Annotated in this window: 21 protein-coding genes; 11 read left to right on the top strand and 10 right to left on the bottom strand. The window is 63.2% G+C overall.

What is annotated here, in order from left to right:
- The first annotated feature begins 287 nt into the window (after positions 1-287).
- Both BKY27_RS04095 and BKY27_RS20625 read left to right on the top strand, forming a co-directional pair.
- A complete protein-coding gene (locus BKY27_RS04095; RefSeq protein WP_199559066.1) occupies positions 288-1193 on the top strand; it encodes an ATP-grasp domain-containing protein in 906 nt (301 codons plus the stop codon).
- Between the two features lie 30 nt (positions 1194-1223).
- Positions 1224-1361 carry a hypothetical protein gene (locus BKY27_RS20625; RefSeq protein ID WP_199559065.1) on the top strand — a complete coding sequence of 46 codons (138 nt, stop codon included), beginning with the start codon at positions 1224-1226 and terminating at the stop codon, positions 1359-1361.
- A 470-nt stretch (positions 1362-1831) separates the two neighbouring features.
- Here the strand turns inward: BKY27_RS20625 and BKY27_RS04090 are convergent, their stop codons facing one another.
- A complete protein-coding gene (locus BKY27_RS04090) occupies positions 1832-3148 on the bottom strand; it encodes an acetamidase/formamidase family protein (RefSeq protein ID WP_071673165.1) in 1317 nt (438 codons plus the stop codon).
- A gap of 739 nt (positions 3149-3887) precedes the next feature.
- Between BKY27_RS04090 and BKY27_RS04085 the strand changes: the two genes are divergently transcribed.
- From BKY27_RS04085 to BKY27_RS04075, 3 genes are all read left to right on the top strand, one after another.
- Positions 3888-5174 (top strand): AAA family ATPase, encoded by a 1287-nt coding sequence (locus tag BKY27_RS04085; protein WP_071673164.1) that lies wholly within the window; start codon positions 3888-3890, stop codon positions 5172-5174.
- On the top strand, positions 5171-5902 hold the full coding sequence (locus BKY27_RS04080; protein WP_071673163.1) for an ATP-dependent metallopeptidase FtsH/Yme1/Tma family protein: 732 nt from the start codon (positions 5171-5173) through the stop codon (positions 5900-5902). The genes BKY27_RS04085 and BKY27_RS04080 overlap by 4 nt, the downstream gene beginning before the upstream one ends.
- Before the next feature lie 141 nt (positions 5903-6043).
- Positions 6044-6220: a type II toxin-antitoxin system CcdA family antitoxin gene (locus tag BKY27_RS04075; protein WP_084667846.1), complete on the top strand. Its 177-nt coding sequence runs from the start codon at positions 6044-6046 to the stop codon at positions 6218-6220.
- Between the two features lie 454 nt (positions 6221-6674).
- Here BKY27_RS04075 and BKY27_RS04070 read toward each other — a convergent pair whose 3' ends face one another.
- Positions 6675-7187, bottom strand: a complete 513-nt coding sequence (locus BKY27_RS04070) for a hypothetical protein (protein WP_071673162.1) — start codon at positions 7185-7187, stop codon at positions 6675-6677.
- A gap of 207 nt (positions 7188-7394) precedes the next feature.
- On the opposite strand from BKY27_RS04070, the gene BKY27_RS04065 reads away from it, so the two are divergent.
- Positions 7395-8504, top strand: a complete 1110-nt coding sequence (locus BKY27_RS04065; RefSeq protein ID WP_071673161.1) for a hypothetical protein — start codon at positions 7395-7397, stop codon at positions 8502-8504.
- Positions 8505-8722: 218 nt separating this feature from the next.
- Here the strand turns inward: BKY27_RS04065 and BKY27_RS04060 are convergent, their stop codons facing one another.
- The 3 genes from BKY27_RS04060 to BKY27_RS04050 form a co-directional block, all read right to left on the bottom strand.
- Complete coding sequence (locus tag BKY27_RS04060; protein WP_233491768.1) at positions 8723-9280, bottom strand: TspO/MBR family protein; 558 nt, start codon at positions 9278-9280, stop codon at positions 8723-8725.
- Between the two features lie 203 nt (positions 9281-9483).
- Positions 9484-11757, bottom strand: a complete 2274-nt coding sequence (locus BKY27_RS04055; protein WP_071673160.1) for an adenosylcobalamin-dependent ribonucleoside-diphosphate reductase — start codon at positions 11755-11757, stop codon at positions 9484-9486.
- Positions 11758-11893: 136 nt separating this feature from the next.
- Entirely contained in the window at positions 11894-12496 is a 603-nt protein-coding gene (locus BKY27_RS04050) for a DUF1523 family protein (RefSeq protein ID WP_071673159.1), read from the bottom strand.
- A gap of 115 nt (positions 12497-12611) precedes the next feature.
- Between BKY27_RS04050 and BKY27_RS04045 the strand changes: the two genes are divergently transcribed.
- From BKY27_RS04045 to BKY27_RS20100, 3 genes are all read left to right on the top strand, one after another.
- Positions 12612-13895, top strand: coding sequence for an acetylornithine deacetylase/succinyl-diaminopimelate desuccinylase family protein (locus BKY27_RS04045; RefSeq protein WP_071673207.1), 1284 nt, complete (start codon positions 12612-12614; stop codon positions 13893-13895).
- 10 nt (positions 13896-13905) lie between these two features.
- Positions 13906-14361, top strand: coding sequence for a DUF2267 domain-containing protein (locus tag BKY27_RS04040; protein ID WP_071673158.1), 456 nt, complete (start codon positions 13906-13908; stop codon positions 14359-14361).
- 136 nt (positions 14362-14497) lie between these two features.
- Entirely contained in the window at positions 14498-14653 is a 156-nt protein-coding gene (locus BKY27_RS20100) for a hypothetical protein (protein WP_158514958.1), read from the top strand.
- 111 nt (positions 14654-14764) lie between these two features.
- Here BKY27_RS20100 and panC read toward each other — a convergent pair whose 3' ends face one another.
- Positions 14765-15619 carry a pantoate--beta-alanine ligase gene (panC, locus tag BKY27_RS04035; protein WP_071673157.1) on the bottom strand — a complete coding sequence of 285 codons (855 nt, stop codon included), beginning with the start codon at positions 15617-15619 and terminating at the stop codon, positions 14765-14767.
- The gene (gene panB / locus BKY27_RS04030) at positions 15616-16449 is read right to left on the bottom strand and encodes a 3-methyl-2-oxobutanoate hydroxymethyltransferase (protein WP_071673156.1); all 834 of its coding nucleotides are present in this window, start codon (positions 16447-16449) and stop codon (positions 15616-15618) included. Before panB ends, panC begins: the two co-directional genes overlap by 4 nt.
- Before the next feature lie 183 nt (positions 16450-16632).
- Here panB and BKY27_RS04025 point away from each other — a divergent pair, with 183 nt between their 5' ends.
- Both BKY27_RS04025 and BKY27_RS04020 read left to right on the top strand, forming a co-directional pair.
- Complete coding sequence (locus BKY27_RS04025; RefSeq protein WP_071673155.1) at positions 16633-18102, top strand: ABC transporter substrate-binding protein; 1470 nt, start codon at positions 16633-16635, stop codon at positions 18100-18102.
- Positions 18103-18168: 66 nt separating this feature from the next.
- Complete coding sequence (locus tag BKY27_RS04020) at positions 18169-19071, top strand: DMT family transporter (RefSeq protein WP_071673154.1); 903 nt, start codon at positions 18169-18171, stop codon at positions 19069-19071.
- 6 nt (positions 19072-19077) lie between these two features.
- On the opposite strand, the gene BKY27_RS04015 is transcribed toward BKY27_RS04020, so the two are convergent.
- From BKY27_RS04015 to BKY27_RS04005, 3 genes are all read right to left on the bottom strand, one after another.
- The gene (locus BKY27_RS04015; RefSeq protein ID WP_071673153.1) at positions 19078-20073 is read right to left on the bottom strand and encodes an NAD(P)-dependent alcohol dehydrogenase; all 996 of its coding nucleotides are present in this window, start codon (positions 20071-20073) and stop codon (positions 19078-19080) included.
- A gap of 166 nt (positions 20074-20239) precedes the next feature.
- On the bottom strand, positions 20240-22393 hold the full coding sequence (locus BKY27_RS04010; RefSeq protein WP_071673152.1) for an esterase-like activity of phytase family protein: 2154 nt from the start codon (positions 22391-22393) through the stop codon (positions 20240-20242).
- Between the two features lie 144 nt (positions 22394-22537).
- Positions 22538-23806, bottom strand: a complete 1269-nt coding sequence (locus tag BKY27_RS04005) for a DUF2254 domain-containing protein (RefSeq protein ID WP_084667845.1) — start codon at positions 23804-23806, stop codon at positions 22538-22540.
- Between the last annotated feature and the right edge of the window lie 93 nt (positions 23807-23899).

Below are 23899 nucleotides of genomic sequence, written 5' to 3'. Positions count from 1 at the left end.
CTGAGCTCCGCACCGCGTCAGCGATACGGCGTGTTGACGGACCCCGTCCACGATCGGCCGATCCGAGAGAGGCCGAAACGGCCAAACGGACCAAGCTCCTATCCCACGGACAGAAATATGAAATGTATCATTTAACTTCCCCGCGACGCTAGTCAGGAGCGCGGATCATTGCAAGGCTATCTGAGGAGATCTCCAGAAAAATGAGGTCACGAGAGGCCTTTGGGAAAGGTTAGCCTTCTTCGTCAGTTGTAAATTTCGTTTCGCTCACGCAAAACGTGGCAAGGCGGATGATGGCGGTCATCACGCTCATCCCGACGATAATTATCATACAAAGAGTGACCGCGCGGATCCTTTTCAATCACCATATCGCCGGCGCGGCCGATACGATCGAGTTGATGCGCCGGGGTCGACGCGACCTTTTCGTGATAGCGACCCATGAGCGGCACGACACGCCGATCCGGCTCGTCGCAGACCGGTTCTTAGCCGAGCCGTCAGATACCCGGAGAATGACATCGGCCGATTACGCGAACTGGCTTCTGGGGATCGCCCTCTCCGAGAAGGCGAAACTCGTGATCCCGTATCGGAGGCGCGATGAGCTGGCCCGGGACCGGTTCGCGGAGCGCGGGGTCCGGCTCCTGACCGCATCGGAAGAGACCACGATGCGGCTTCTGGAGGAGAAGCCCAAACTCCTTGATCGGATGGCGGAGGCTGGGGTCCCGATCACCCCGTTTCGGCTCTTCACCGGGCTTTCCCAGTACGAGCGGCTTCGCTCGGGCCCGCCCCCCTTCTCGGACCATCCGGGGGACCTTTGCGTGAAGCCCGCCTCCGGGATCTACGGTGCCGGGTTCCGGATACTTCGGGAGCGGATTGGTGACCGGACGCCCCTGTCCGCCCTGTCGAGTTTCGAACTGGCGGAGCCTGCTTTCCAGGCGATGCTAGGCGCTCTCCCCGGAGCGGAACCGATGATGCTGATGCCGTTCCTGCCCGGCCCGGAGCGGAGCGTCGACTTTGCTTGTCTGGAAGGGCGGCTGCTCGGGACCGTTACCCGCCGGAAAACCCTGACGTCTCAGCTTCTTCATCACGACCCGGAGGGGGAACGTCTAGCCGGTCTCGTCGCGTGTGAGTTCGGGTTGACGGGGGTGCTGAACCTTCAGACCATAGAAGACGCTTTCGGGGTACAGCGGCTGCTTTAGATTAACAGCCGCACGTCCGGAGGGATCGGGATGACCGGACTCACCAACGTTAACCTACCCGGCCTCTTGCTTGACGCCTTAATCGGAATCGCACCTAAGAACCCCGCGCAAGTGGAAAGAAATGTTGTTGCAGGGAAGCGGGAGGTGTTCTGGAATGTCGTTCCCTGATAGTCTCAGGGCATCGCGTTGATAAGCTCAAGTAAAATAAAACGCCATAAACTCCCCAGATTAGCTCACCTCAAACCTTACCCACGTGGATCGCGAACCATATTCAAAGGATGTCCTTACGGCTGACGACCGCTTTCGTGCCACCTTCGCGCCCGTGCGCGGAGCAGTGTACCTGATTCTTGATCTGAGAGACACCGCGGATAAACTGCGCCACCACGGGCGATGAGAAAGGCGTTAAAAGTTGCGTGTGATCAAGCGTCTTCGACACAACGCAGGCCCCAGCGCAGGCCGTAAATGTGTCACAGGAGTCACATTATCCAACTTAATGTGACTCCTGTGACACATCCGGGCCCTATCATAGGAATCCCGCCTACTTCGCGGCGAAAGATCGGTCCAACAAGATTTTTCGCAGATCGCAGAAGCGATCCGGGTATAGCCGAGGCGGAAAAAACCACCTCGGCCAGTTTTTCTCAAAGCCCGTATTGATCACGCGCGTAGTCGCCGAGGCCGACCGCATCGAGCTTGGCGAGGGGCGCGAGGAAGGTGACCTGGATCACGCCCGGCGCACGGCCGATCTCGATCGCGCCGTTCACGGTGGCGCGGTTGCGCACCTCGGCCACGGTCATGTCGAGCAGGGCCGCTGCGCGGGACAGGCCATTCTCGATCGCCTCGTTCAGGTTCGCTGCCGTGCCGATCACCGAGACCGGGGCCAGCGGCTCGATCTCCGTCACGCCCCATTTGTCGGCAAGCCGGCGCCCCTTGGCCTTCTCCGCCTCGGAGAAGGGCCTGGCGAGTGGCGGCAGGTCTTCCTCCAGAGGGAACAGGACCGGCCCGTCGATCGGATAGTTTTTCACAACCTCGACCTGGAGCGTCACGCTGCCCGAGACGTCCATCGTGTGACCGGCGATCTCGCCGTCGCCCTGACCGGCGTGCATGTCGCCCATGTAGACTCCCGCACCGGGCACCTTGACCGGGCACACCAGGATCGCACCGGCCCGGACCGCATCGATATCCATGTGACCATCGGTCTTATGCTGGACAAGCTGCTCTTCGGTGATCGCGTAATCATGCGGGGCGCCGACCAGGAACGCGCCGAAGTCGCCCGCGTTGTGGCTGTCGGGCATCGCCATCGACGGGCAGGTCCCGAGCTGCCCCATGAAGGGCCGCATCCGCACCAGCGTGCCCGGCATGTCGGAAGGCGCGTAGGTCAGGATCGAGTGCTGGCGGCTGCCGTCGGGCAGGGCAGCGTAATGGTTCGCGTCGCGCGCCACGGTCTCGGCGGCCTCTTGCGGCAGGGTGAGGCCCACGCTCCGGGTCTCGTCGAAGGTGACGGTGTAGCCGTGCACGATCTCGAAGGGCTTCACCGCGTTGCCGCAGGCGTCGCATTTCACGGCGTCCTGACCGATCCCCTCGACATGGGTTTCCGGCCAGACCGTGTCGCAGACCGGGCAGCGGGCTGCTACATAGGGGTCGCCTAGACAGAACCCCTCGGGCGAGCTGTCATGCCCCGATGCGGTCGCGATCGAGGTCACGGTGATGTCCCGGATCCGGATGGCCACGGCATCGCCCACCTCGGCCCCCTGCACGAAGACAGGCGTCGTCACCTCATGCCCGCCACGCAGGCGCGGCGTAATCATCGGGCCCCAGCAGCCCGGGGCCGTGTTGGCGATGATCGTGCCGCCGTTCTCGACCGGGCCCAACATAGGGGCCTGTGGGTCTAGAACCGAGTTCGTGAATTCCGAAACGACGACGCTTCGGCGTGACGTGGGTGTGCTGCCATCGGGCATGAGGATCTCCCTTTTGTTGTTCTTCATGGATGCGAAAAATTAGCGTGAGATCATAGGCCTGCAAGGACAATCCCGATCACCGCCTGTAATTGATAGGCCCCCTCCGGATAGGCCGCACAAGCGGATATGCCCGTCTCCTGCGGGACCAGATCCACACGCACCGAGCTTCCCAGTGACGAATCAGTAAGGCCAAAACCGAGGTCATCAGCCTCGGATTCCCACCATCAGTTGCCAGACAGCCCCGGACCTTGTCTGCGAAACCCGACCCGAGTTCCGCTTTCGTTCCCAAAATAGCCACCCCGGCGGCCGCGCCTCTAGGGGCATCCTCGTTTTTCGGATCACCTAACATGCTAACCTGGCTGGCAACTCGCCCTGAGGATGCGGCCTGTGGGACCTGCGGAAATCAGAAGACTAGCCAGAGGTTTTTTCTTGTTTCGCATCAGATACTTACGAATAGATTCCGGGTGGCGCAGGCCAGCCCGATCCTGTATTCCTTGGCTCAACCGAAGGAGAACGTAATGCGAACCACAACCCTGCCCGGCGGACCGTGATCCGCCTCCCGTCAGTTCAGGCCTGGACACAAACCCGGACCTCCTGACGGCACTGAACCTCACCTGCATCGATACCCCACAGGACCGCGCCTTGGCGCGACTGATCCCCTTTTTTCGCAAGGAGCCGCCCATGATCCAGACACCATTCAGAGCGCAGCCTTCGCGCCTGCCGCATCGCGGAGGCAGTCATGGATAACACCCGCCCCACACCCGGACTTCACGAAGCGCTGGCGTATCTGGACTCGCTTAGAGCTGGCGACCTGGCCCCCCAGGCAGATGTCCCTGAGCACGACGAGGACGCGTCCTATGATACCCTCGACGCGCTCGTCGATCAGCAGGACGCGAAGCCCACGCTTCGACCTAGCCCAGATGAGGCGTTGACCGCGATTGCGATCATGCGCCTGTGCCACGCCGCAGAAAGCGCCGGGCCGGACCTTCTTTGCCCCAGGCCGAGCCTTCTGTCTTTGCTCTTTGTCTCATCTCACGAGGAGAGGAACCGGGTCGCGCGGCGACACCCGGATCTTTGGCGACGACTATCCTTGCCGTTCCCTGCTCTCATGATCGAGGATCCCCTGGGCCGGGTCGGGGCAGCGAAAGATTTTCATGCCAGGCTGGCGGGAAGGCTCCTGTCAGGCAACGGGGTGCTCGCCATAGTCTCAGGTATGGCGCAGCTCCCGCCCGAACTAGATACGCTGGTCACAGCGCGCGCGACCCTGCCACCCATTACGCGGCGCATGCTTGCCCTGATCCTTGAGTATCTTCACCGGGCGCACGATGTGGATCTCCCGATATCCGAAAATCAGCTCGGAAAGCTGGCCCCAGTCGCGCTGGCCCCCGTGCTCGCCGCCGAAACACTCGACGCGGCCCTCACCCAGCTCCGGCGCCTCCAGGATGTCGCACGGTCCCCGAACGATGGTCCGCGCCTCGACGATGTCTTCGGCCAGCCAGAAGCGGTCGAGACGTTGCGTCAGACCGTATCTGATCTGGACGCCTGGCGGGCCGGAAAGTTGGACTGGCGCGAGGTTACGAAGAGCTTCGTTTTGGCAGGCCCGCCCGGCACGGGCAAGACCATGCTGGCCGGGGCGCTGGCCCGGTCCGCCGGTATCACCCTCGTCAAGACATCCTATTCAGACGTTCAGAAAGCGGGGCATCAGGGCGATGCTCTGAAGGCGCTCTATGCTGCCGCCGAACAGGCCAAGGCAGGCCGTCCATCCGTATTCTTCCTCGATGAGGTGGATAGTTTTTATAATAGAAATCAATCATCTAACGGATACATACTCGGCATGGTGAACGGACTCCTCACTCTCATCGACGCCCTGTCTACGGTCGAAGGTGTGGTTCTTGTCGCTGCCACCAATGACCTCGAGCGTGTGGATCCGGCAGTGATCCGAAGCGGGAGGTTCGATCGTCATATTCGCGTCGGGCGACCCGACCGAGCCGGGGTCCGCGCGATGTTGAAGGCGGCCCTTCAATGACTGTGTCTGACCATGAAATCGACCTGCTGGCGGATCAGCTCCTCGGCCTGACCGGGGCCGCGATCGCGTCACTGATCCGGGAGGCCCGGACCAACGCTCGCAAGGCGGGGCGGGATCTCCGTCTAGAGGATTTACAAGCCGCGGCCGACCGCGCACAGCCGCAGCTCGGTGACGCGCTGATGCGGCGCGTCGCGGCCCATGAAGCGGCGCATGCGGTCGCTAGCCATGTTCTGGGGCTGCCAGCAGCGACGCTGGCACGGATCAGCCCTCGCGGCGGGGAAGTCGTCCGGCCGCATCTGAACGCTATGACGGCTCGGGACATCAGGGGGATGATCGCGGCGGTCCTCGCCGGGCGGGAAGCCGAGGACATCTTCTTCGGCGACGTGACCAGCGGAGCCGGGACTGGCTCTAACAGCGACCTCGCACAGGCCACCTCCCTCGGCATACGGGCGGAATGCTCGTTCGGCTTCGGCCCAGACCTATGCTGGATCTCCCCGGACACCCCGCCAACCCTGCTGCCGACTGAGGTCCGGAACCGGGTCGAAGCCCGGCTCCGGGCCGGGCAGGAGGAAGCGCGTAAGATCATCGTTCAACATCGCAGCGTGGTCGAACTGGTCGCTGACGCGCTCCTCGAACACCGAGAACTCGACAGCGCCGCCTTGGCGGGGCTGCTGGCGGGGGTGGAGGACAACACGAAAACGCCACCCGCGGGTGAACATGATGAATAATCCGTGCGCCGTCCGCTCGAACAATGCTGGAGGGAACCGCCTGGCTTCAGTCGAAGCCAGGCATTGGTCTGGGTGCTTTACGACCGCTCACAAGCATGGTCCTGAGGAGGCGGTATTTTCTTAACACAAGGGAGGATCACGATGCGGGTAAAGGTAAGCGTAACCCTGAGTGCTGATCTCGTGGACGACGCCCGTGGCCTCGGGCTCAACATGTCGCGCATCGTCGAAGCCGCCCTGATCGAGGGGACGAAGGCCGAACGGATCCGGCGCCAAAAGGACCGGGCCGCACTGGATGAAGACGGCGATGATCCCGGCTGAGCATAAACCGGTCCGGTGAAACACAGCCACGTGCCTGTTCCAATCCCACGCTGATCGCGGCTGTTCTTTCGAGTAGGTCGGCGCAATAGTCCATTACAAGTGCCAGCAGGCCCTATCCGCTCAGTCATGTACCGTGACGCCGCCGGGGTGTTCCATGACACATTAATCAGAAGACCGAGGAGGCCTTCATGTCAGACCTGTTCAAGAACCGAGCCGCGTCAAAGGCCCGTGCCCGTGAGAGGGACGAGGAACGTCTTCGGCGGGGCGAAATCACGCCCTCCCAGCTCCAGCAGGAGAATCTGATCTTCCGGGGGTTCAGAAGATCCACAAAACAACTAAACTGGTGGCCGCGTCCCCGGATGAACTCACATAAGCACATGTCGAACTACTGGATGGCCGCTGTCTTTCCAGTCCATGAACGGAGGCTCAACCGGCGCAGGCGTCAGGGATGTTTTTATCGGCTGCTGATGTAATCGTCGACAAACCAGTCCGCAGCAAAACCGTTCACATCTTCCATTTGCGCTCCCAGAACACCTAGCATACCGCCTGACCACGTACTGTAAGCAGGGCGACCGTCCGGCCCCAGCAGGTGCTGCGGCAGGGTCCGGATCGTGTAAGCTGGGTTCTGGAACGCGTACTCGCGACCCAAGGTGCGAAAGTGCGATCCCGGCAGAATGAACCTTGTCTCGCCACGCCACGCGAGGTGAACGGCACCGAATTCCCGATCCTGTAATTCGGCAGAGAACCGCAGCAGGTCCCCAATGACGGAGGCGGCGCTGGCGGACGGGCTTAGGTCTCGAACATCGAAAACGATCTCGCTCGGGAGCACACCGAACCGATAATATGCCCACACCTCAGCAGTGCGGGCCGCATCCTGCGCCGGCGCGTTCACCCGGAAATAGTTCACTCCGAAGAGTAAAGCGAACCCAAACAGGAGGGCACCACCCCATTTCATCAAACCGCTCATGCATCTATCCTGAATTTCGGTCCGGACCCGAGTATTCCAGTTGTTCATCAACCCGACAAGTCGCGGTGCGGAGTGCGTTCGAGGTAGGCACCTCGACCTTCAGCTTGATTAGGTACTTGAATTGATTGCGCTAAGCGCGGAACGTGTCCCGGACCGGATCATGTGTTCTTGTGATTTACACAGGAAAGAAGGGGATTAAACAGTCCGATGCAGCTTCGTGTTCTATACTCGTTGACTTTTTTGGCGCTCATCACGCACCCCGTCAGTGCCGAACCATCCGCGCAAGAGTTCGAGCAGGCTCGCACCGCCTGCCGTGATGCGTTTCTGGCCCGCGATGCCGAAGCATACCTGAACGCTGCCGCCACGATGATCAGTTGGGGAGAGGTAGCCGGTTCGGATCTGGCCCGAGAAGTCGATTTGTGTCTCGCCCTCGCGGACGCCCTCGAAGGGGCGAGTCCCGAAGCCGCGAGAATGAGAGCTGCAGAGCTGGCTCAGCCGGCCATACTGGATACTGAAGATCCACAGATTTCTGCCGAGGAACCGTCCGATCAAATCACATCAGACACCAGGCTGGCCGATTTCTTGGAGAGGGTTCAAGCGGAAGAAAGTGACATAGGAGCGGTTGCCGCAGACATCACGGCGGATGACACCTTCGCCCCGCCCCCCGGATCGGACCGGGATGCTCTTGAGGCGGCTTTGATAGCCTACGTACGCCCGATCCCAGCGGCACAATCGGAGCTCAACCTTACCGCGTACAGGGCGCTCGCGCGTCTCAATCCGGACAACACCCCCTACCACGAACGTGTCGCGCGGTACGAGCAGGCGATCGAAGCGGCGCAGGCCCAATTGGAGCGGACCGCGCGACAGTTGGAAAATCGCCTCATCAAAACGACAGCGGAATTCGACGGATCGTCGTGGGCGCGGCACCCATCGTCGCCGCGGTATCAGGACATCAGAGACTACGTCACCCTGTACTTGATCGAGTCCGGAACTGGTCAACAGACAATGGAACTTTTCGTAAATTACACCTCTCGTGACGGATGGCTCTTCGTCCAGAACGCCTCCATCAACATTGATGGGGAGACATCGAGGCTTCCGATTAATCAATGGTTCCGGGATAACGATACCGAGATCTGGGAATTCGGAGATATTAGGGGCGACGCTGCGCTTTCACTAGCCCGCCGCATCGCCGACTCAGAGCGTGCTGTGATCCGGTTCAACGGACAACAATTCTACGACGACTATGTCGTTTCCGACACTGACAAGCGAGTCATCAGGGAGATGCTGGCGATGTGGGACGTGATTTCCGCAGAATAGCCGAAATCCTGTCGTCGCAAACCTTGAACAGAAAAGAACGCCTAGTATCTCACGGCCTCCTCCCGGTTTCCAATCCAAGTCCAGCTCCGTGGGAAACCATTTTCTCCTACGCGACATGGTCGCAGTCTCGCCCAAGGACATGACAGTGGACCGATTCGACATGCACTAAGCTGACATTTGCATTCCGAGCGACACAAGCTGTCCAGGATCGACTGCCCCTACGCCGCCGGATCAGCCCGGTCCCGGTTGCGCAGCCACACCGAAATGTTCAAGGCAAGCGCGTAGGTGCCCCAGATCAGGTATGCGAACGTTAACAGGGCAGCGATCATGTCATGCTCCCAGAACACCATCGTCGTGGCCAGCACCGCCACCCACAACGCCGCGATGATCACCGCCCCTGCCAGCATCCGGCGTAGGCCGAAGAACACCTCCAACCACAGAGTGTTGATCGTGATCTGCTCCCAGAGCCCAAGCGCGAGGTCGTTGTCCGGCACCTCCGAGATCCAGGTCGCGGCCAGCGCGATTAGGACGTAGAGGGCCGCCCATATCACCGGGAACATCCACTTCGGGGAGGCTAATCCGGCTTGTCGAGGTTCCGGTGCCGGGGGCCGGGGGCCGGGCTGGAAGAAGACGTCGGCTGCCCCCGCCGCTGCACGGGTCATAAGGAACACCGGGAACAGGCCAATGCGTGATACTTTCAGAAACAGTCGGATGTCCGGGTAGCGCCGCATCGCGTAGGCCAGATGCGCTGGATTAAGAGGGACGAAAAGGACCATCCGATTAAGGAGCAGCGTGCGAGGCATGCCCCATCTGGCAGGCCCCATCAGTTCCAGTGGCGGCCCGGTTAGGCCGCCGCCCGTTCATAGGAAAATCAAATGGTTACGCGGGGGTGGAAGAAAAAGACCGGTAAGGTGGAACCAGATTTGCCCCAAATGGCAAAAAATTCCGGGATTTTTCAACGGTAAACCGGAGCGCCCCCTCAGGCGCATTTGGAGTGGCCGCAATTGGCGCAAGTCATGCAGCCTTCGACCATCCGCATCTGGTATTCGCCGCAGGACGGGCAGGCCGGGCCTTTGGGGCGACCGTTGCCAAGCGCGCTGACTTCGGCGCGGGGGTCGGTTTTCAGGCCCATCCCCTCGCCGTCGATAAAGCCGATGGCAATCAGGTGTTTCTCGATCACGCCGCCGATCGCGGCAAGGATCGACGGCACGTATTTGCCGCCCATCCATGCACCGCCGCGCGGGTCGAACACGGCCTTCAGCTCTTCCACCACGAAGGAAATATCGCCGCCGCGCCGGAACACCGCGCTGATCATGCGGGTCAGGGCCACGGTCCAGGCGAAATGCTCCATGTTCTTGGAATTGATGAAGATTTCAAACGGGCGGCGGTGGCCCGCGATGACGATATCGTTGATCGTGATATAGATCGCATGGTTGGAGTCGGGCCATTTCAGCTTGTAGGTCAGGCCTTCCAGTTCCTGCGGGCGGTCCAGCGGCTCGGCGATATAGACCACGTCGCCATCGTCATCGGGGCGCTCGGCGGCGGGTTTTTCCTCGGATTCCGATATGGTCAACACGCTGCCCGTCACGTCGTTGGGGCGGTAGGTCGTGCAGCCTTTGCAGCCCTCGTCCCACGCCTGCATGTAGACATCCTTGAACGCCTCGAAGCTGATGTCCTCGGGGCAATTGATGGTCTTGGATATGCTCGAGTCCACCCATTTCTGGGCAGCGGCCTGCATCTTGACGTGGTCGGTCGGCGGCAGGGTCTGGGCATTGACGAAATAGTCGGGCAACGCCGCGTCGCCCTTGGTTTCGCGCCACATCTGCACCGCGTAATCGACCACCTCTTCCTCGGTCCGGCTGCCGTCGCGTTGCAGCACCTTGCGCTTGTAGGCATAAGCGAAGACCGGCTCGATCCCCGAGCTGACATTGCCTGCATAAAGACTGATCGTCCCCGTCGGCGCGATCGACGTCAGCAGCGCATTGCGGATGCCGTGCTGGCGGATCTCTTCGCGCAGCTCTTCGTCCATCGTCTGCATATTGCCCGACGACAGGAACGCCTCGGCATCGAACAGCGGGAACGCCCCGCGTTCCTTGGCCAAGGCGACCGAGGCGCGATAGGCTGCGTGGGCGATCTGTTTCATCCATGCTTCGGTCTGCGCCGCGGCCTCGTCCGAGCCATAGCGCAGCCCCAGCATCAAAAGCGCGTCGGCAAGCCCGGTGACGCCAAGCCCGATCCGACGTTTGGCGGCGGCTTCCTGCGCCTGCGCCTCCAGCGGGAAACGGGACGCATCGACCACGTTATCCATCATCCGCACGGCGGTGCCCACCAGATCCTCCAGCGCGTTCGCATCCAGATGGGCGGCTTCGCTGAACGGGTCGGCCACCAACCGCGCGAGGTTTACAGACCCCAGCAGGCAGGCGCCATAGGGCGGCAGCGGTTGCTCGCCGCAGGGGTTGGTCGCCGCGATCTGTTCGGCATATTGCAGGTTGTTTGCGGTGTTGATGCGGTCGATGAAAATCACGCCCGGCTCGGCATAGTCATAGGTCGACTGCATGATCCGGTTCCAAAGATCGCGCGCCTCGACCGTGTGATAAACCTTGCCGTCAAAGACCAGTTCCCAAGAACCATCGGCCTTGACCGCCTGCATGAACGCATCGGTCACCAACACCGACATGTTGAACATGCGCAGGCGGGCCGCGTCGGATTTGGCGGTGATGAAATCCTCGATATCGGGGTGATCGCAGCGCATGGTCGCCATCATCGCGCCGCGGCGGCTGCCTGCCGACATGATCGTGCGGCACATCGCATCCCACACATCCATGAAGCTGAGCGGGCCAGACGCGTCGGCGGCAACGCCCTTCACATCCGCGCCCTTGGGCCGGATGGTCGAGAAGTCATAACCGATCCCGCCGCCCTGCTGCATGGTCAGGGCCGCTTCCTTGAGGTTCTCGAAGATGCCGCCAAGGCTGTCGGGGATGGTGCCCATGACGAAGCAGTTGAACAGCGTCACGTTGCGCCCGGTGCCCGCGCCTGCGGTGATGCGGCCTGCGGGCAGGTATTTGAAATCTTCCAGCGCGGCGTAGAACTTGTCCTCCCACTGCGCGGGGTCTTTCTCGACCTTGGCCAGAGCCCGCGCGATTCGGCGCCACGTGTCTTCGACCGTCAGGTCGATCGGTGTCCCGTCGGCTTCCTTGAGCCTGTATTTCATGTCCCAAATGGCTTCGGCAATCGGGGCGGAGAAGCGGCTCATCGGTCTAATTCCACTTGTTTGGAAGGGCGAATCCAAAGGGGCGCCCATAGCTGTTGGGGGGACCGAGAAGATAACCACAAGACCTGCCCCGGTCAACCGATCCTTGGGTCAGGTTCCCCCCGAATCCGCGCGTTTCTCAGCGGCCGCGCACCCGGTCTTTCAGCTTGGCCCATGTCACGATCACCCGGTCGACGGTGGGGTCGATCACCCGGTCTTCAAACCGCTCCCACAGGCGCCACAGCGCGAACAGGATCGAGGCGAGGATCAGCAGAATGATGATGTTGAGCCATGGAAACAAACTCACATCCGGGCTGTCCACGGCCCGGATCGCCACCGCATTGGGGTAGATCGACAACGCCCGAGAGCGCCAGCCGTAATGCGTGATCACCACCCATTGCGGGTTGGCGCTGGTGCTTGTCAGGTCGGTCGCCTCGGCATGCAGGTCGGAACTGTCCAGTTTGAAATAGGGTGGCCAGCCAAAGCCGGTATCCTCATTGCGGTAGACGCTGACGCTGCCATCGGGCCGGGTAGAGTTGATCAGCCGCAAATCCCGGTTCGTGCCCGAGGCGTTCCCGGTATCCGAGCGCGCGTAGAACCAAGCGTTCCAGCCCGACAGGTCCGCCCGGATGATCTCGGTTCCCGTGATCCGCACGATATCGCGTTGCGGCAGGGTATAGTGCAGAAAGCCGCCGATCAGCAGCGCAATCAACAGCAAGAAAATCCAGCGGGCCCATCTCATGGCGGTCACAATCCTTCGCGGGTCTGAATGGCATTGTCCTACCCTTTCACACGGGCGCGTCCAAGCCAAATGCGAGGGCTTGCGGCATATGGGCCGGGCGCGCAAAGTGCTGCCCATGACTGACACGCCCCAGACCCGCCTCGACATGGAACTGGCCGCCCGAGAGGGCGACTTGATCCAACTCACCCAGGATCTCGTCCGCATCCCCACCCTGAACCCGCCGGGGCGCTGCTACCGCGAGATTTGCGACTTCCTGGCCGAGCGCCTGCGTGCCAAGGGCTTCGCCGTCGACCTGATCCGCGCCCATGGTGCCCCCGCCGACAGCGAGACCTATCCGCGTTGGAACATGGTGGCCCGGCACGAGGGCGCCAGCCCCGGCGACTGCGTGCATTTCAACAGCCATCACGATGTGGTCGAGGTAGGCCATGGCTGGACGACCGATCCCTTCGGCGGCGACCTGAAAGGCGGCAAGATCTACGGGCGCGGCACCTGTGACATGAAGGGCGGGCTGGCGGCGTCTGTCATCGCGGCCGAGGCGTTTATCGCGGCCCATCCCGACCACACCGGCGCCATCGAGATCAGCGCCACGGCAGACGAAGAATCTGGCGGCTATGGCGGTGTGGCCTATTTGGCCGAACAGGGCTGGTTCAGCCCGGAAAAGGTGCAGCACGTCATCATTCCCGAACCGCTGAACAAGGACCGCATCTGCCTTGGCCACCGTGGCGTGTGGTGGGCCGAGATCGAAACCAAGGGCCGCATTGCCCACGGCTCCATGCCGTTCCTCGGTGACAGTGCCATTCGCCACATGGGTGCGGTGCTGGAAGAGATCGAGCGCACGCTCTACCCCCTTCTGGCCGGCAAACGCACCGAAATGCCGGTGGTGCCCGAAGGCGCCAGGCAATCGACGCTCAACATAAACTCGATCCATGGCGGCGAGCCGGAACAGGATGCCGATTACACCGGCCTGCCCGCGCCCTGCGTCGCCGACCGCTGCCGCATCGTGATCGACCGGCGTTTCCTGATCGAGGAAGACCTGAACGAGGTGAAATCCGAAGTCGCCCGGATGCTGGACGGCATCAAGCAGACCCGCCCGAAATTCGACTACGACATCCGCGATCTGTTCGAGGTCATCCCCAGCATGACCGATCAAGATGCGCCGGTGGTGAAGACGGTGCAGGCGGCCATCGAAAAAGTCCTGCACAAACAAGCTGAATTCGTCGTCTCGCCCGGCACCTATGACCAGAAGCATATCGACCGGATCGGCAAGCTGAAGAACTGCATCGCCTATGGGCCGGGCATTCTGGATCTTGCACACCAGCCCGACGAATGGGTCGGTGTGCAGGACATGATGGACAGCGCCAAGGTGATGGCGCTGACCTTGCAAGAGCTGCTGACCTGAGGGGCCACCCATGCCGATGCCATGGACCTACCGCCATGCCAGCAGCGAATTTCGCGCCTTCATCGCTGCCGCCCGAGAGGAAATGGCCCTCGACTCCGACAACATGACCTACACGGCGGTGGACGGGGTGCTGCAATGTTTCCGCAGGCGCCTGACGCCGGAACAGGGCATCCTCTTCGCCAGTGCCCTCCCCTCGGTTCTGGCCGCGATCTTCATCCGCGATTGGGATATCTCCACGCCGCCCCTGCCCTTCGCCTCGCGCGAGGACATGACGGCGGAGGTCAGGGCCCTGCGCCGCCACCACAACCTGACACCCGACAACGCGATAGAGGCGACGGCCACCGCCCTGTGGCGCGTGATGAACTCTGCCGAACTTGCGCGGGTGCTGGAAAAGCTGCCACCGGGAGCACGCGCCTTCTGGCACATCGACCACCTGCCCCCGGATCAATTGGTGCGCGGCGCTTAGGGTTTCAAAGTTTTTAAGCCGCTAAGTATTGCAGCAATTGCATCTCTGGGTTGTTCAAACGGCGATGGTTTTATGCCTGCCGGGGGGCTAGGTGCGCCTCAAGACCTATCTCCCCTTCGCACAAAGGATTCGTGCCATGCCCAATGCCGCCCACAACCTGCACGCCTTCGGCTTTCTGATGACCGCCTTCGACCTGCGCGACCTGTTCGCAGGCACCCGCCGCACCAAAGCCTCCGAGCCGATTCCGCACTGGATCGACTACCTGAACCCCAGTTCGTCGGCCCGCGACTAACCCCCGAAAAGGGGAGAGGGACAGCCCGGAACGGCCGCCTTGCAAGAGGCGGTCGTTTCTCGTTCTTGGCAGGGGTTCGCGGGTCTTTCGACATCGCCGACAAGGGCGGTGTCAGTCGGGCGGAGTGACCGCGATCGTGTCGATCAGCCGCACACCTGCAAGTTGAGCGGCCGCCAACAGCCGCGCGGGGCCGGTCAGCCTATCCATCGGGGCCAGCGTGCCCGCGGCCCGCAAAACCAGGTATTCCACCGCGTTGAACCCGGCGCGCTCCACCTCAAGGCTGGCCTCGTCCAGAACTTGGGCCACCTCTTCGCCCGCTTCGATCCGGCCCCGCGCCCGTTCCATCGCGGCGTTCAACGCCGGGGCCTTGATCCGCGCCCGGTCCGAAAGCAACAGGTTGCGCGACGACAGGGCCAGCCCATCCTCTTCCCGGATGGTCGGGCAGCCCACCACCTCGGTGCCAAGGTCCAGATCGGCGGACAGCCGGGTGACCACCTGCAATTGCTGATAGTCTTTTTCCCCAAACCACGCGCGGTCGGCCATGGTCTGGGTGAAAAGCTTGGTTACGACAGTGGCCACCCCGTCAAAATGGCCGGGGCGCGCCGCGCCCTCCAGCACCGATGCCACCCCGCCGAGCGAGACCGTGGTGACAAACCCGTCAGGGTAAATCTGGTCCGGGTCCGGCACGTAGATCGCATCGACGGCAAAGGGCGCCAGTTTGCGCGCGTCGTCTTCCTCGGTGCGGGGGTAATTTTCCAGATCCTTGGGGTCGTTGAACTGCTTTGGGTTCACGAAAATCGTGACGATCACCCGATCCGCCCCCGCTTTCGCCGCCCGCACAAGGCTCAGATGCCCCTGATGCAGCGCGCCCATGGTGGGCACAACCCCGATCACGTCACCCGCGCGCCGCCACGCCCGCGTCAGCGCCTGCAGGTCGTCCTTGCGGCGAATAATCGGGGCAGTCACGCCTTTGTCTCCGGCACCGCGTCGCCGAACACATGCTCGGGCGCGGGGAAGGCGCGGGCGCGCACCTCCTCGGCATAGGCCGCGATGGCCGCGTCCGCCGCTTGCCCCAATGTTCCATAGCGTTTGGCGAATTTCGGTTTGAACGCGGTGAACAGCCCCAGCATGTCATCGACCACCAGGATTTGCCCGTCGCACCCGGCAGAGGCCCCGATACCGATCGTGGGGATCGGCAGTTCGGCGGTGATCTCGTCGGCCAGCGCGGCGGGCACCTTTTCCAGCACGACGGAAAACGCCCCGGCCCGCGCCACCGCGTGGGCATCTTCCAGCACACGGGCGCGGTCTTGGCCCCGGCCCTGCACCTTGTAGCCACCGAGCGTGTTGATTGCCTGCGGCGTCAGCCCGATATGCGCCATCACCGGGATCGACCGGGCGGTCAGGAAGCGGATGGTTTCTGCCATTTCGACCCCGCCTTCCAGCTTGACGGCCGCCGCGCCGGTTTCCCGCATCAGGCGCGCAGCGTTTCGAAACGCCTGCTGCGGGCCCTCCTCGTAGCTGCCAAAGGGCATGTCGATGACCATCATCGCCTTGGCCAACCCCCGCCGGACGGCGGCCCCGTGCATCACCATCATCTCCATGGTGACGCCAAGCGTCGACTCCATCCCGTGCAGCACCATGCCGACGGAATCGCCGACCAGAACGATATCGCAATACGGGTCGGTCAGACGGGCAATCGGCGTGGTGTAAGCGGTCAGACACACAAGCGGCGTTTCCCCTTTGCGCGCGATGATATCAGCGGGCAAAGGCGCGGTTTTCTTGGCAGTGGCGCTCATCTCTCCTCCTTGAGAGCGTCAGATCGGTGCGCCAACATATCTTGCTGCACCGCAGAAATCCACCCCGGAGAAAAAATTCGCGCAATAAAATTACTCAGCAAGCCGCTTGATTACGCATCATATTCGCCCTTTCATGGGATCTGACGGCCGGCACCTGACCGGCCCCGACAGGGAGAAGATGACATGCGTATCCTGCAAACCACCGCACTGGCGCTGGTGCTTGGGGCAACCGGCGCCTATGCCACCACCACCGACATCACGCTCGGCATGGTGTTGGAGCCGCCAAACCTCGACCCGACCGGCGGTGCCGCCGCAGCGATTGACGAGGTGGTCTATGCCAATGTGTTCGAAGGGCTGACCCGCTTCGCCTCGGACGGGTCGGTCATTCCGGGGCTGGCGGAAAGCTGGGACATTTCCGACGACGGGATGACCTATACCTTCCACCTGCGCGACGGCGTGACCTTCCACGATGGCACAACCTTCACCGCCGAAGACGCGGTGTTCAGCCTTGACCGCGCCCGCGCCGACGGCTCGACCAACGCGCAGCCGGGCCTGTTTGCCGACATCGCCAGCACCGAGGCCGTGGATGATACCACGCTGGTCGTGACCCTCGCCCAGCCGAACGGCAGCTTCCTGTTCAACATGGCGTGGGGCGACGCGGTGATGGTCGCGCCCGAAAGCGCCGAGACCAACGCCACCGCCCCCGTGGGCACCGGGCCCTTTGCCTTCGACGAATGGGTGCAGGGCGACCGGGTGGACCTCAGCCGCAACCCGGATTACTGGGGCGACCCGGTGGCGCTGGAACACGCCACCTTCCGCTTTATCTCTGATCCCAATGCGGCCTTTGCCGCGATGATGGCGGGCGATGTCGATGCCTTCCCGAACTTCCCGGCGCCTGAAACGCTGTCCCAGTTCGAGGCCGATCCCCGCTTCAACGTCATCGTCGGCTCGACCGAGGGCGAGACGATCCTGTCCACCAACAACCAGGCCGACCATCTCGGCGACGTCCGCGTGCGCGAGGCCATCGCCCATGCCATCAACCGCCAGGACATCATCGACGGCGCGATGTTCGGCTACGGCACCCCCATCGGCACCCATTTTGCGCCGCACAATCCCGACTATATCGACCTGACCGACCTGTCCGCCTATGACCCGGACCGGTCGCGCGCATTGCTGGCCGAGGCGGGCGCGGAAGGCATCACCTTGCGGCTGATGCTGCCGCCACCCTCCTACGCCCGGCGCGGGGGCGAAATCGTCGCCTCGCAATTGCGGGCCGTGGGGCTGGATATCGAGGTCACCAACCTCGAATGGGCGCAATGGCTGGAACAGGTCTTTCGCGGTCATGACTTCGACCTGACCATCGTCAGCCACACCGAACCGATGGATATCGGCATCTACGGGCGCGACGACTACTATTTCCAGTATCACAATCCCGATTTCAACGCGGTGATGGATGAGTTGACGGCCACCACCGACCCGGCGGCGCGCTCTGACCTGCTGCAACAGGCGCAGCGCATCATCTCGGAAGACTACGTGAACGGCTATCTCTTCCAGCTCGCCAAGACCGGCGTCGCCAACGCCAATATCGAGGGTCTATGGGAAAACGCGCCGACGCAGGCCAACGACCTGACGGCGGTTCACTGGACGGACTAAGGCCCACCTGACAGCATGACCCCCGCCCTCCAACCGGACCGGCGGGGGTTTTCTATTGGATACCCGATGCCGACGCCACCCCGCACCAACCGACCGTTGCCCGCGATCCTGATCAGCCTGCTGTCGATCCTGTTGTTCGACATCATGGGGCTGATCATCAAGCATCTGTCCGGCAGCTACGGCGCGGCGGAATTGTCGGCCTATCGCAACCTCTTCGGCCTGATCCCGGCGGCTATCGCGCTCTGGACATCGCCGGGCTGGCATCGGGGCGGGCGACGGCTGCTGATCCGGCAATGGCAGATCCCGCTGCTGCGCGGCGCCGCCGTCACCGTGGCGCAGTTCTGCTTCTACCTGTCGCTCGGGCGGCTCGCCTTTGCCACCGCGTCGACGATCTCTTACGCCAATGCGCTGTTCATCCTCGTCTATTCCGTGCCGCTGTTGGGCGAGCGGGTGGGCCCCTTCCGCTGGTCTGCGGCTCTGGTCGGGTTCGCCGGTGTGGTCATGGTGATCGGCCCAAGCCAGGCGGGGTTTGACATCGACGCGCTGCTGCCGCTGATCGCCGCCGCGCTCTATGCTTTCGCTGGGGTCTCGTCGCGGATGATGGACGAAGACGTGCCCAGTCCGCTGATCAACCTGTGGTCCTCCTCGGTCTCGGCGGCGGGGGCTTTTGCCTTGGCCATGGTCCTCGGGGGCTTTTCCCCCATCGGACCCCTCGCAGACCTGCTTTGGATCATCGCCATGGGCATCTGCGGCGGTGGGGCCGTGCTTTGCCTCATCATCGCCTATCGCATGACAGACCCCGGCAACCTCGCACCTTTCGCCTATTTCGGCATTCCCACCGCTTTCGTCCTCGGCTGGCTCGCCTTCGGCGAAACTCCGTTTCGCGCGCTCTTTCCCGGTGGTCTGCTGATCATTGCGGGTGGGTTGATGATCTACCTGCGCGAACGCCGCCTGTCCCGGCGCGGCTAACCGGCGTCAGGCCACCGCGTCTCGGTCCGCCGCCCGCCCGATATCCAGCACCACCGCCCCGCGCCGGTGCCGCCCTTCGACATGGGCATAGGCCGCGCCGATCCGGTCCATCGGATACACCTCGTCCAGAACCGGTTTCAGCCGCCCCGCCGCCACCAGCCCCGCGACCGTTTCCGCCTGCTCGCGGGTGTCGCCGCTCACATGCAGCACCATGCGCGGCCCGCCCTTGCGGCCCGAGAACAGCGCGCGCGGCAGGTCTGCGGCGGAAAAATTCAGCGGCAGGAACAAGCCGCGCGGCCCCAGCAAACCCTTGGCCGCCGCAAACGACAGCGCCCCGACCGTGTCGAAGATCACGTCGAAGCGTTGGGACAGCCCGGCCAGATCGGTGGTGCGATAGTCCACGACATGATCGGCCCCCAGATCCCGCACCAGCCCAAGGTTGTCACCGCTGGCGACGCCCGTCACCTCGGCCCCGAACATCTTGGCCATCTGCACCGCATAAACGCCCACGCCGCCCGACGCACCCACCACCAGCACCCGCTGTCCGGGGCGCAGCCTGGCCTTGTCACGCAGGAACTCCAACGCGCAGAACGCGCCAAAGGGCAACGCCGCCGCCTGCGCCGGGGTGATCCCTTCGGGCCTGCGGGCCAGCGCCCCCTCTGCCGGCATCACCAGATACTCGGCATGGGCGCCATACCTGCTGAAGCCGAACACCGGGTCGCCGGGACGAAACCGGGACACGCCCTTGCCCACAGCCGCGACCGTTCCGGCAAAATCGCCGCCAAGCACACGCTTGCGGGGACCGAACAGCCCGGTCATCAGCCGCCCCGCCAGCCACAATCCACCGGGAAAGGCCGACGCACGCAACCGCCAATCCGCCGTGGTGACCCCCGCCGCCGCGACGCGCACCAGAACCTCGCCCGTGCCCGGCTCGGGCATGGCAATCTCGCGCGGGCTGACAACATCCGGGCCACCGTATCTGTCGTAATAAAGGGCGTGCATCGCAGGCCTCCATGTCTTGTTGCACCTGAAGACTACGCCAAAGATCGCCATGCGCGAATTGCCTGAATCTGTCGATCCAATATGCGAATTTGCATGGACACGCTGAATACGAAAACCCCCGGCGGATCGCTCCGCCGGAGGTCGGAATGCCGGTCAGTCCGACCGATTACATCGGCGGGATCGAGAAGAACATCGTCTCGCCAGAGGAGTCATCGACACCGTCATTGTCGGTAACGATCCACATGGTGCCATCTTCCATGATGGTCAGGCCTTCGACCTTGTCCACCACGAAACCACCGGTCGAGGCCATGTAGGGCATCAGGTCGACCACCATCTCATGCGGCACGACGGGCAGGTCGCCGCCAAGCGGCGCGGGCTGCAAGTCGGCAATCGCCACGCGGGTGACCAGCTTGGTCCGGGCAAGCTCGCCCAACTGGTTGTCGCGCTCGATCAGGTAGACATAGTCGCCATGCGCCTCGATCTCGGACAGGCCGACCCAGCCGTAGTCGGGGGTGGTCAGCTCGTAGCGGACGGCGCCCCAGTCACGGGTCAGGGTGTTGTAGGACACCAGCTTGGCCTGATGCGCCGGATCGTCGGCCCATTCGCGCTGAACGGCCATCCACAGGGTGTCGCCCACCATGGTGATGCCTTCAAAGCCAAAGCGGCGCTCGACCGCTTGCAGCTCTGCCGGCAGGGTCACGTAGTCCTCGATCTCGCCATCGGCACCGACATGATACAGCGCATGTGGCACCAGACGGTCGGTGCGGCCTTCCGAAGCGATCCAGAAACCGCCCTCACCGTCCAGCGTGATGCCTTCCATGTCCAGCAATTGCGCTGGCTGACCGCCACGGGTCACGCGGATCGCGTCCACGATCTGCGAAGGGCCGTCCATCGAGGGGTCGATCACGAAGATCGTCGGCTGCATCGCGTAGAAGCTGTCGTTGACCGCGTAGATCAGCCCGGTTTCCGGGTCGTTGGCCAGCCCCGACAGGGCGCCCCATCCGGTCAGCTCGTCCATGCCCGCCGAGGTCAGATGCGGATAGACCGCGTCGGCATTCTGACGCTCGAAGATCATGACATGGCTGCGCGCTCCGCCGTCCAGCCCAAGGTCTTCCTCGTTGGCCGACACCAGCAGGCCACGCTCGGGGATCACCACGTAGCCTTCCGGCCCGATGCCCGAGGGCAGCAGTTGCAGCAGCGCAGGGGTGGCCGGGTCGGTCACGTCATAGACGCCCACGACCGAGCCGCGCTCGGAACCGACGAACAACAGGGGCGTGCCGTCGAAAACACCGAAGGTCACGGATTCAGGCTCGACGCCTTTGTTGCCAGACCGCTGTTCGGGGTAATGGCCGATCTGGATCAGCGCCTGTTCGAACGAGGTGCCGGATTCGTAAACCTCGGTGCCGTCCTGGTTGAAGATGGTCCAGCCGCGGCTGCCGCCATCCATGTCGCCTTCGTTGGCAATGGCGAAATGATCGGCGTCGATCCAGGTCACCGAGTCCGGCTCGCGCAGGCGACCCGGCTGGCTGTCGGTGAAGACCAGCGCACCTTCTTCGCGGGTGTCGATACCTTCAAGGTCCACGGCTCCGGCCGAGAAGTGGTTCAGCACTTCACCAGCGGCGCTCAGGATGACCATGTGGTTGTTTTCCTGCATGGTCAGGACGATCTCGTTTTCGGCATTGATCGAGACGAATTCGGGCTCGGGGTCTTCCGGCGCGATCTCGGCCAAGCCGGTCACGTCGGCAAAGATCGCCTCGTCACACTGCGGCATTCCTTCGGCCAGCGGCAGGATGACAACATACCCTGCGGGCATCTGGCCCACGCGGCCATCGCCAAGATCTTCGTTGCGCTCGTTCTCGATTGCGACGGCGATGAACGAGGCGTCGGGCGCGGCGGCGACCGAGTCGGGCTGACCGCCCAGATCGCAGTTCGCAAGCGTGTCATGCGAGGCCACGTCGACCACCTGCAAGTGACCCGAGGTGTTCACATAGTCAGCCGAGGTGTTGATGCCGACATAGGCGGTCTGGCCGATCACGGCGACCGAGGTCGGCTCGCCATCCAGCTCCAGTGCACCGCCCGCAACGGGGTTGGCCGGGTCGGCGATGTCGATGAAGCCAAGCGTTTCGCCAAGGCTGTCGGTGTAGACCAGCGTCATGCCATCGGCAGTGGCCGCGATGATTTCCGAAGAGGTTTCCTCGGCGTCCGGCGCGTTCCGGGCCACCGGGAACGAGGCGACGCGGTTGAAGTTCATGTCTGCCAGGGCAGGGCTGCCCGCGACGGCCAAGACGGCCGTGCTGAGCAGCAAAAAGCGATGTGTCATGCGAGACTCTCCCAAAAATGGTGCGTCTCCTGTCGTGGTGGCTGAACGTAACAGGCCGCTCACGGTTTCGTGACAGTGGGGTGAAAGCTGATGTCCCAGTCATGGCGCGGGGGGGGCCCGCCCCGTCATGGCAGGCCGCACCCCCTAGCTCTTGTCAGAGGCGTCACCGCTCGACCCGTGCCCCGGCGCGAGAATGCGCAGCTCCTCCAGCTCGGCCTCGCTCAGCCCCGCCTTTTCGGCCTGCGCCAACGCATAGCCCGCCATATCGACCGCCGCCTCGCGGAACAGGTCGGGCGAGGCAAGACAGAGCGAGGCCAGCGCCTTTTGCAACCGGATCTGCACCTCGATCAGCGCGGCGCCGTCCCGCGCAATCGGGCGGAACGCATCTATGACCACCTCTTGCCGGGTGACCGGCGGCACATAAAGGTCGGGAAAGACCACATCGGCATCGCGTTCGTCGCGCCATTCCGCAAGCACCCGCACCAGCCGCCCGATCACGCTGATCGCCGTGCCCGGATCGTTGACAGCAGGCGACAGGGCGCGCGAGGCGATCTCGGCCAGCACGATCAGGCCGAACCGGGGGTCTTCGTCAAACAGCCGCTCCTTGCCCAGCGCAAAGGCAGACCGCATCGCCGCCACCTGCCCTTCATCCGGCTCGCCCTCCAGCACATCGACCACCACGGCGCCAACCGACACGAACGACCCGGGCAGACGGCGGATATAGACCTGCCCGCCACAATCCTCTGCGGCGTTCTGCAAGGCGCGCATGTCGACATGCTGGACATAGCCCGTGGCCTTGGCACGGACTGAGACGCCCTTTTTCCGGCCCTCGCCGGTGTCTCGGGTGCCGCCAAGATAGGGCGTGCCCTGCCGCGCCTTGAGCGATGCCGCAGCAGCAGCCTCGACCCGGTCCAGCGTATTGCCCATGCGCCCAAAGCTCATCAGGTGGCCGATCCAGCGGATCAGGGCGACGATGACCAACGCCACAACCGCGATGGAGACAAGCAACAGCACGAACTGCCCCGCCCTGTCATAGAGATCGGCGTTCAGCGCGATCAGCCCCACAAGGCTGAACAGGAACGCCCCCAGAAAGGTCGCCAGCACGTTCTGCGTGGTCCGGTCCTGTTGCAACAGCGCCGTCGCCCGTGGCGTCGCGCTGCCCGCCGCAGCCGCGAAAGCCGACACCGCGATCGACAGCGAAAAGGTGGTGACCGCCAGCATCGACGAGGCCAGCACCCCAAGAATCTGCCCGACGGCCTGTGCCCCAAGCTGCACCCCCAGACCTTCCGGCATGATCGGCGAAACAAGCTGCGACAGGCCGACCGAGAAAAAGGCCAGCACAGCGAAGCCCACGACCCGAACCCAGACCTTGCGCAGCATCGTGCGCAGGTACCAAAGATGACGTGGAATCAAGGCGCACCTCTCGGCTCGGGTCGGGCAATGGAACCACCCTAGCGGGCCGGTGGGTGACGAGACACCCCCTGCGGACACGCGAAAGCCGGGCCA

Source organism: Nioella nitratireducens (assembly GCF_001879715.1).
GTDB lineage: Bacteria > Pseudomonadota > Alphaproteobacteria > Rhodobacterales > Rhodobacteraceae > Nioella > Nioella nitratireducens.
The sequence above is the reverse complement of the archived record's forward strand: the minus strand, read 5'-3'. Positions and strand labels throughout refer to the sequence as shown.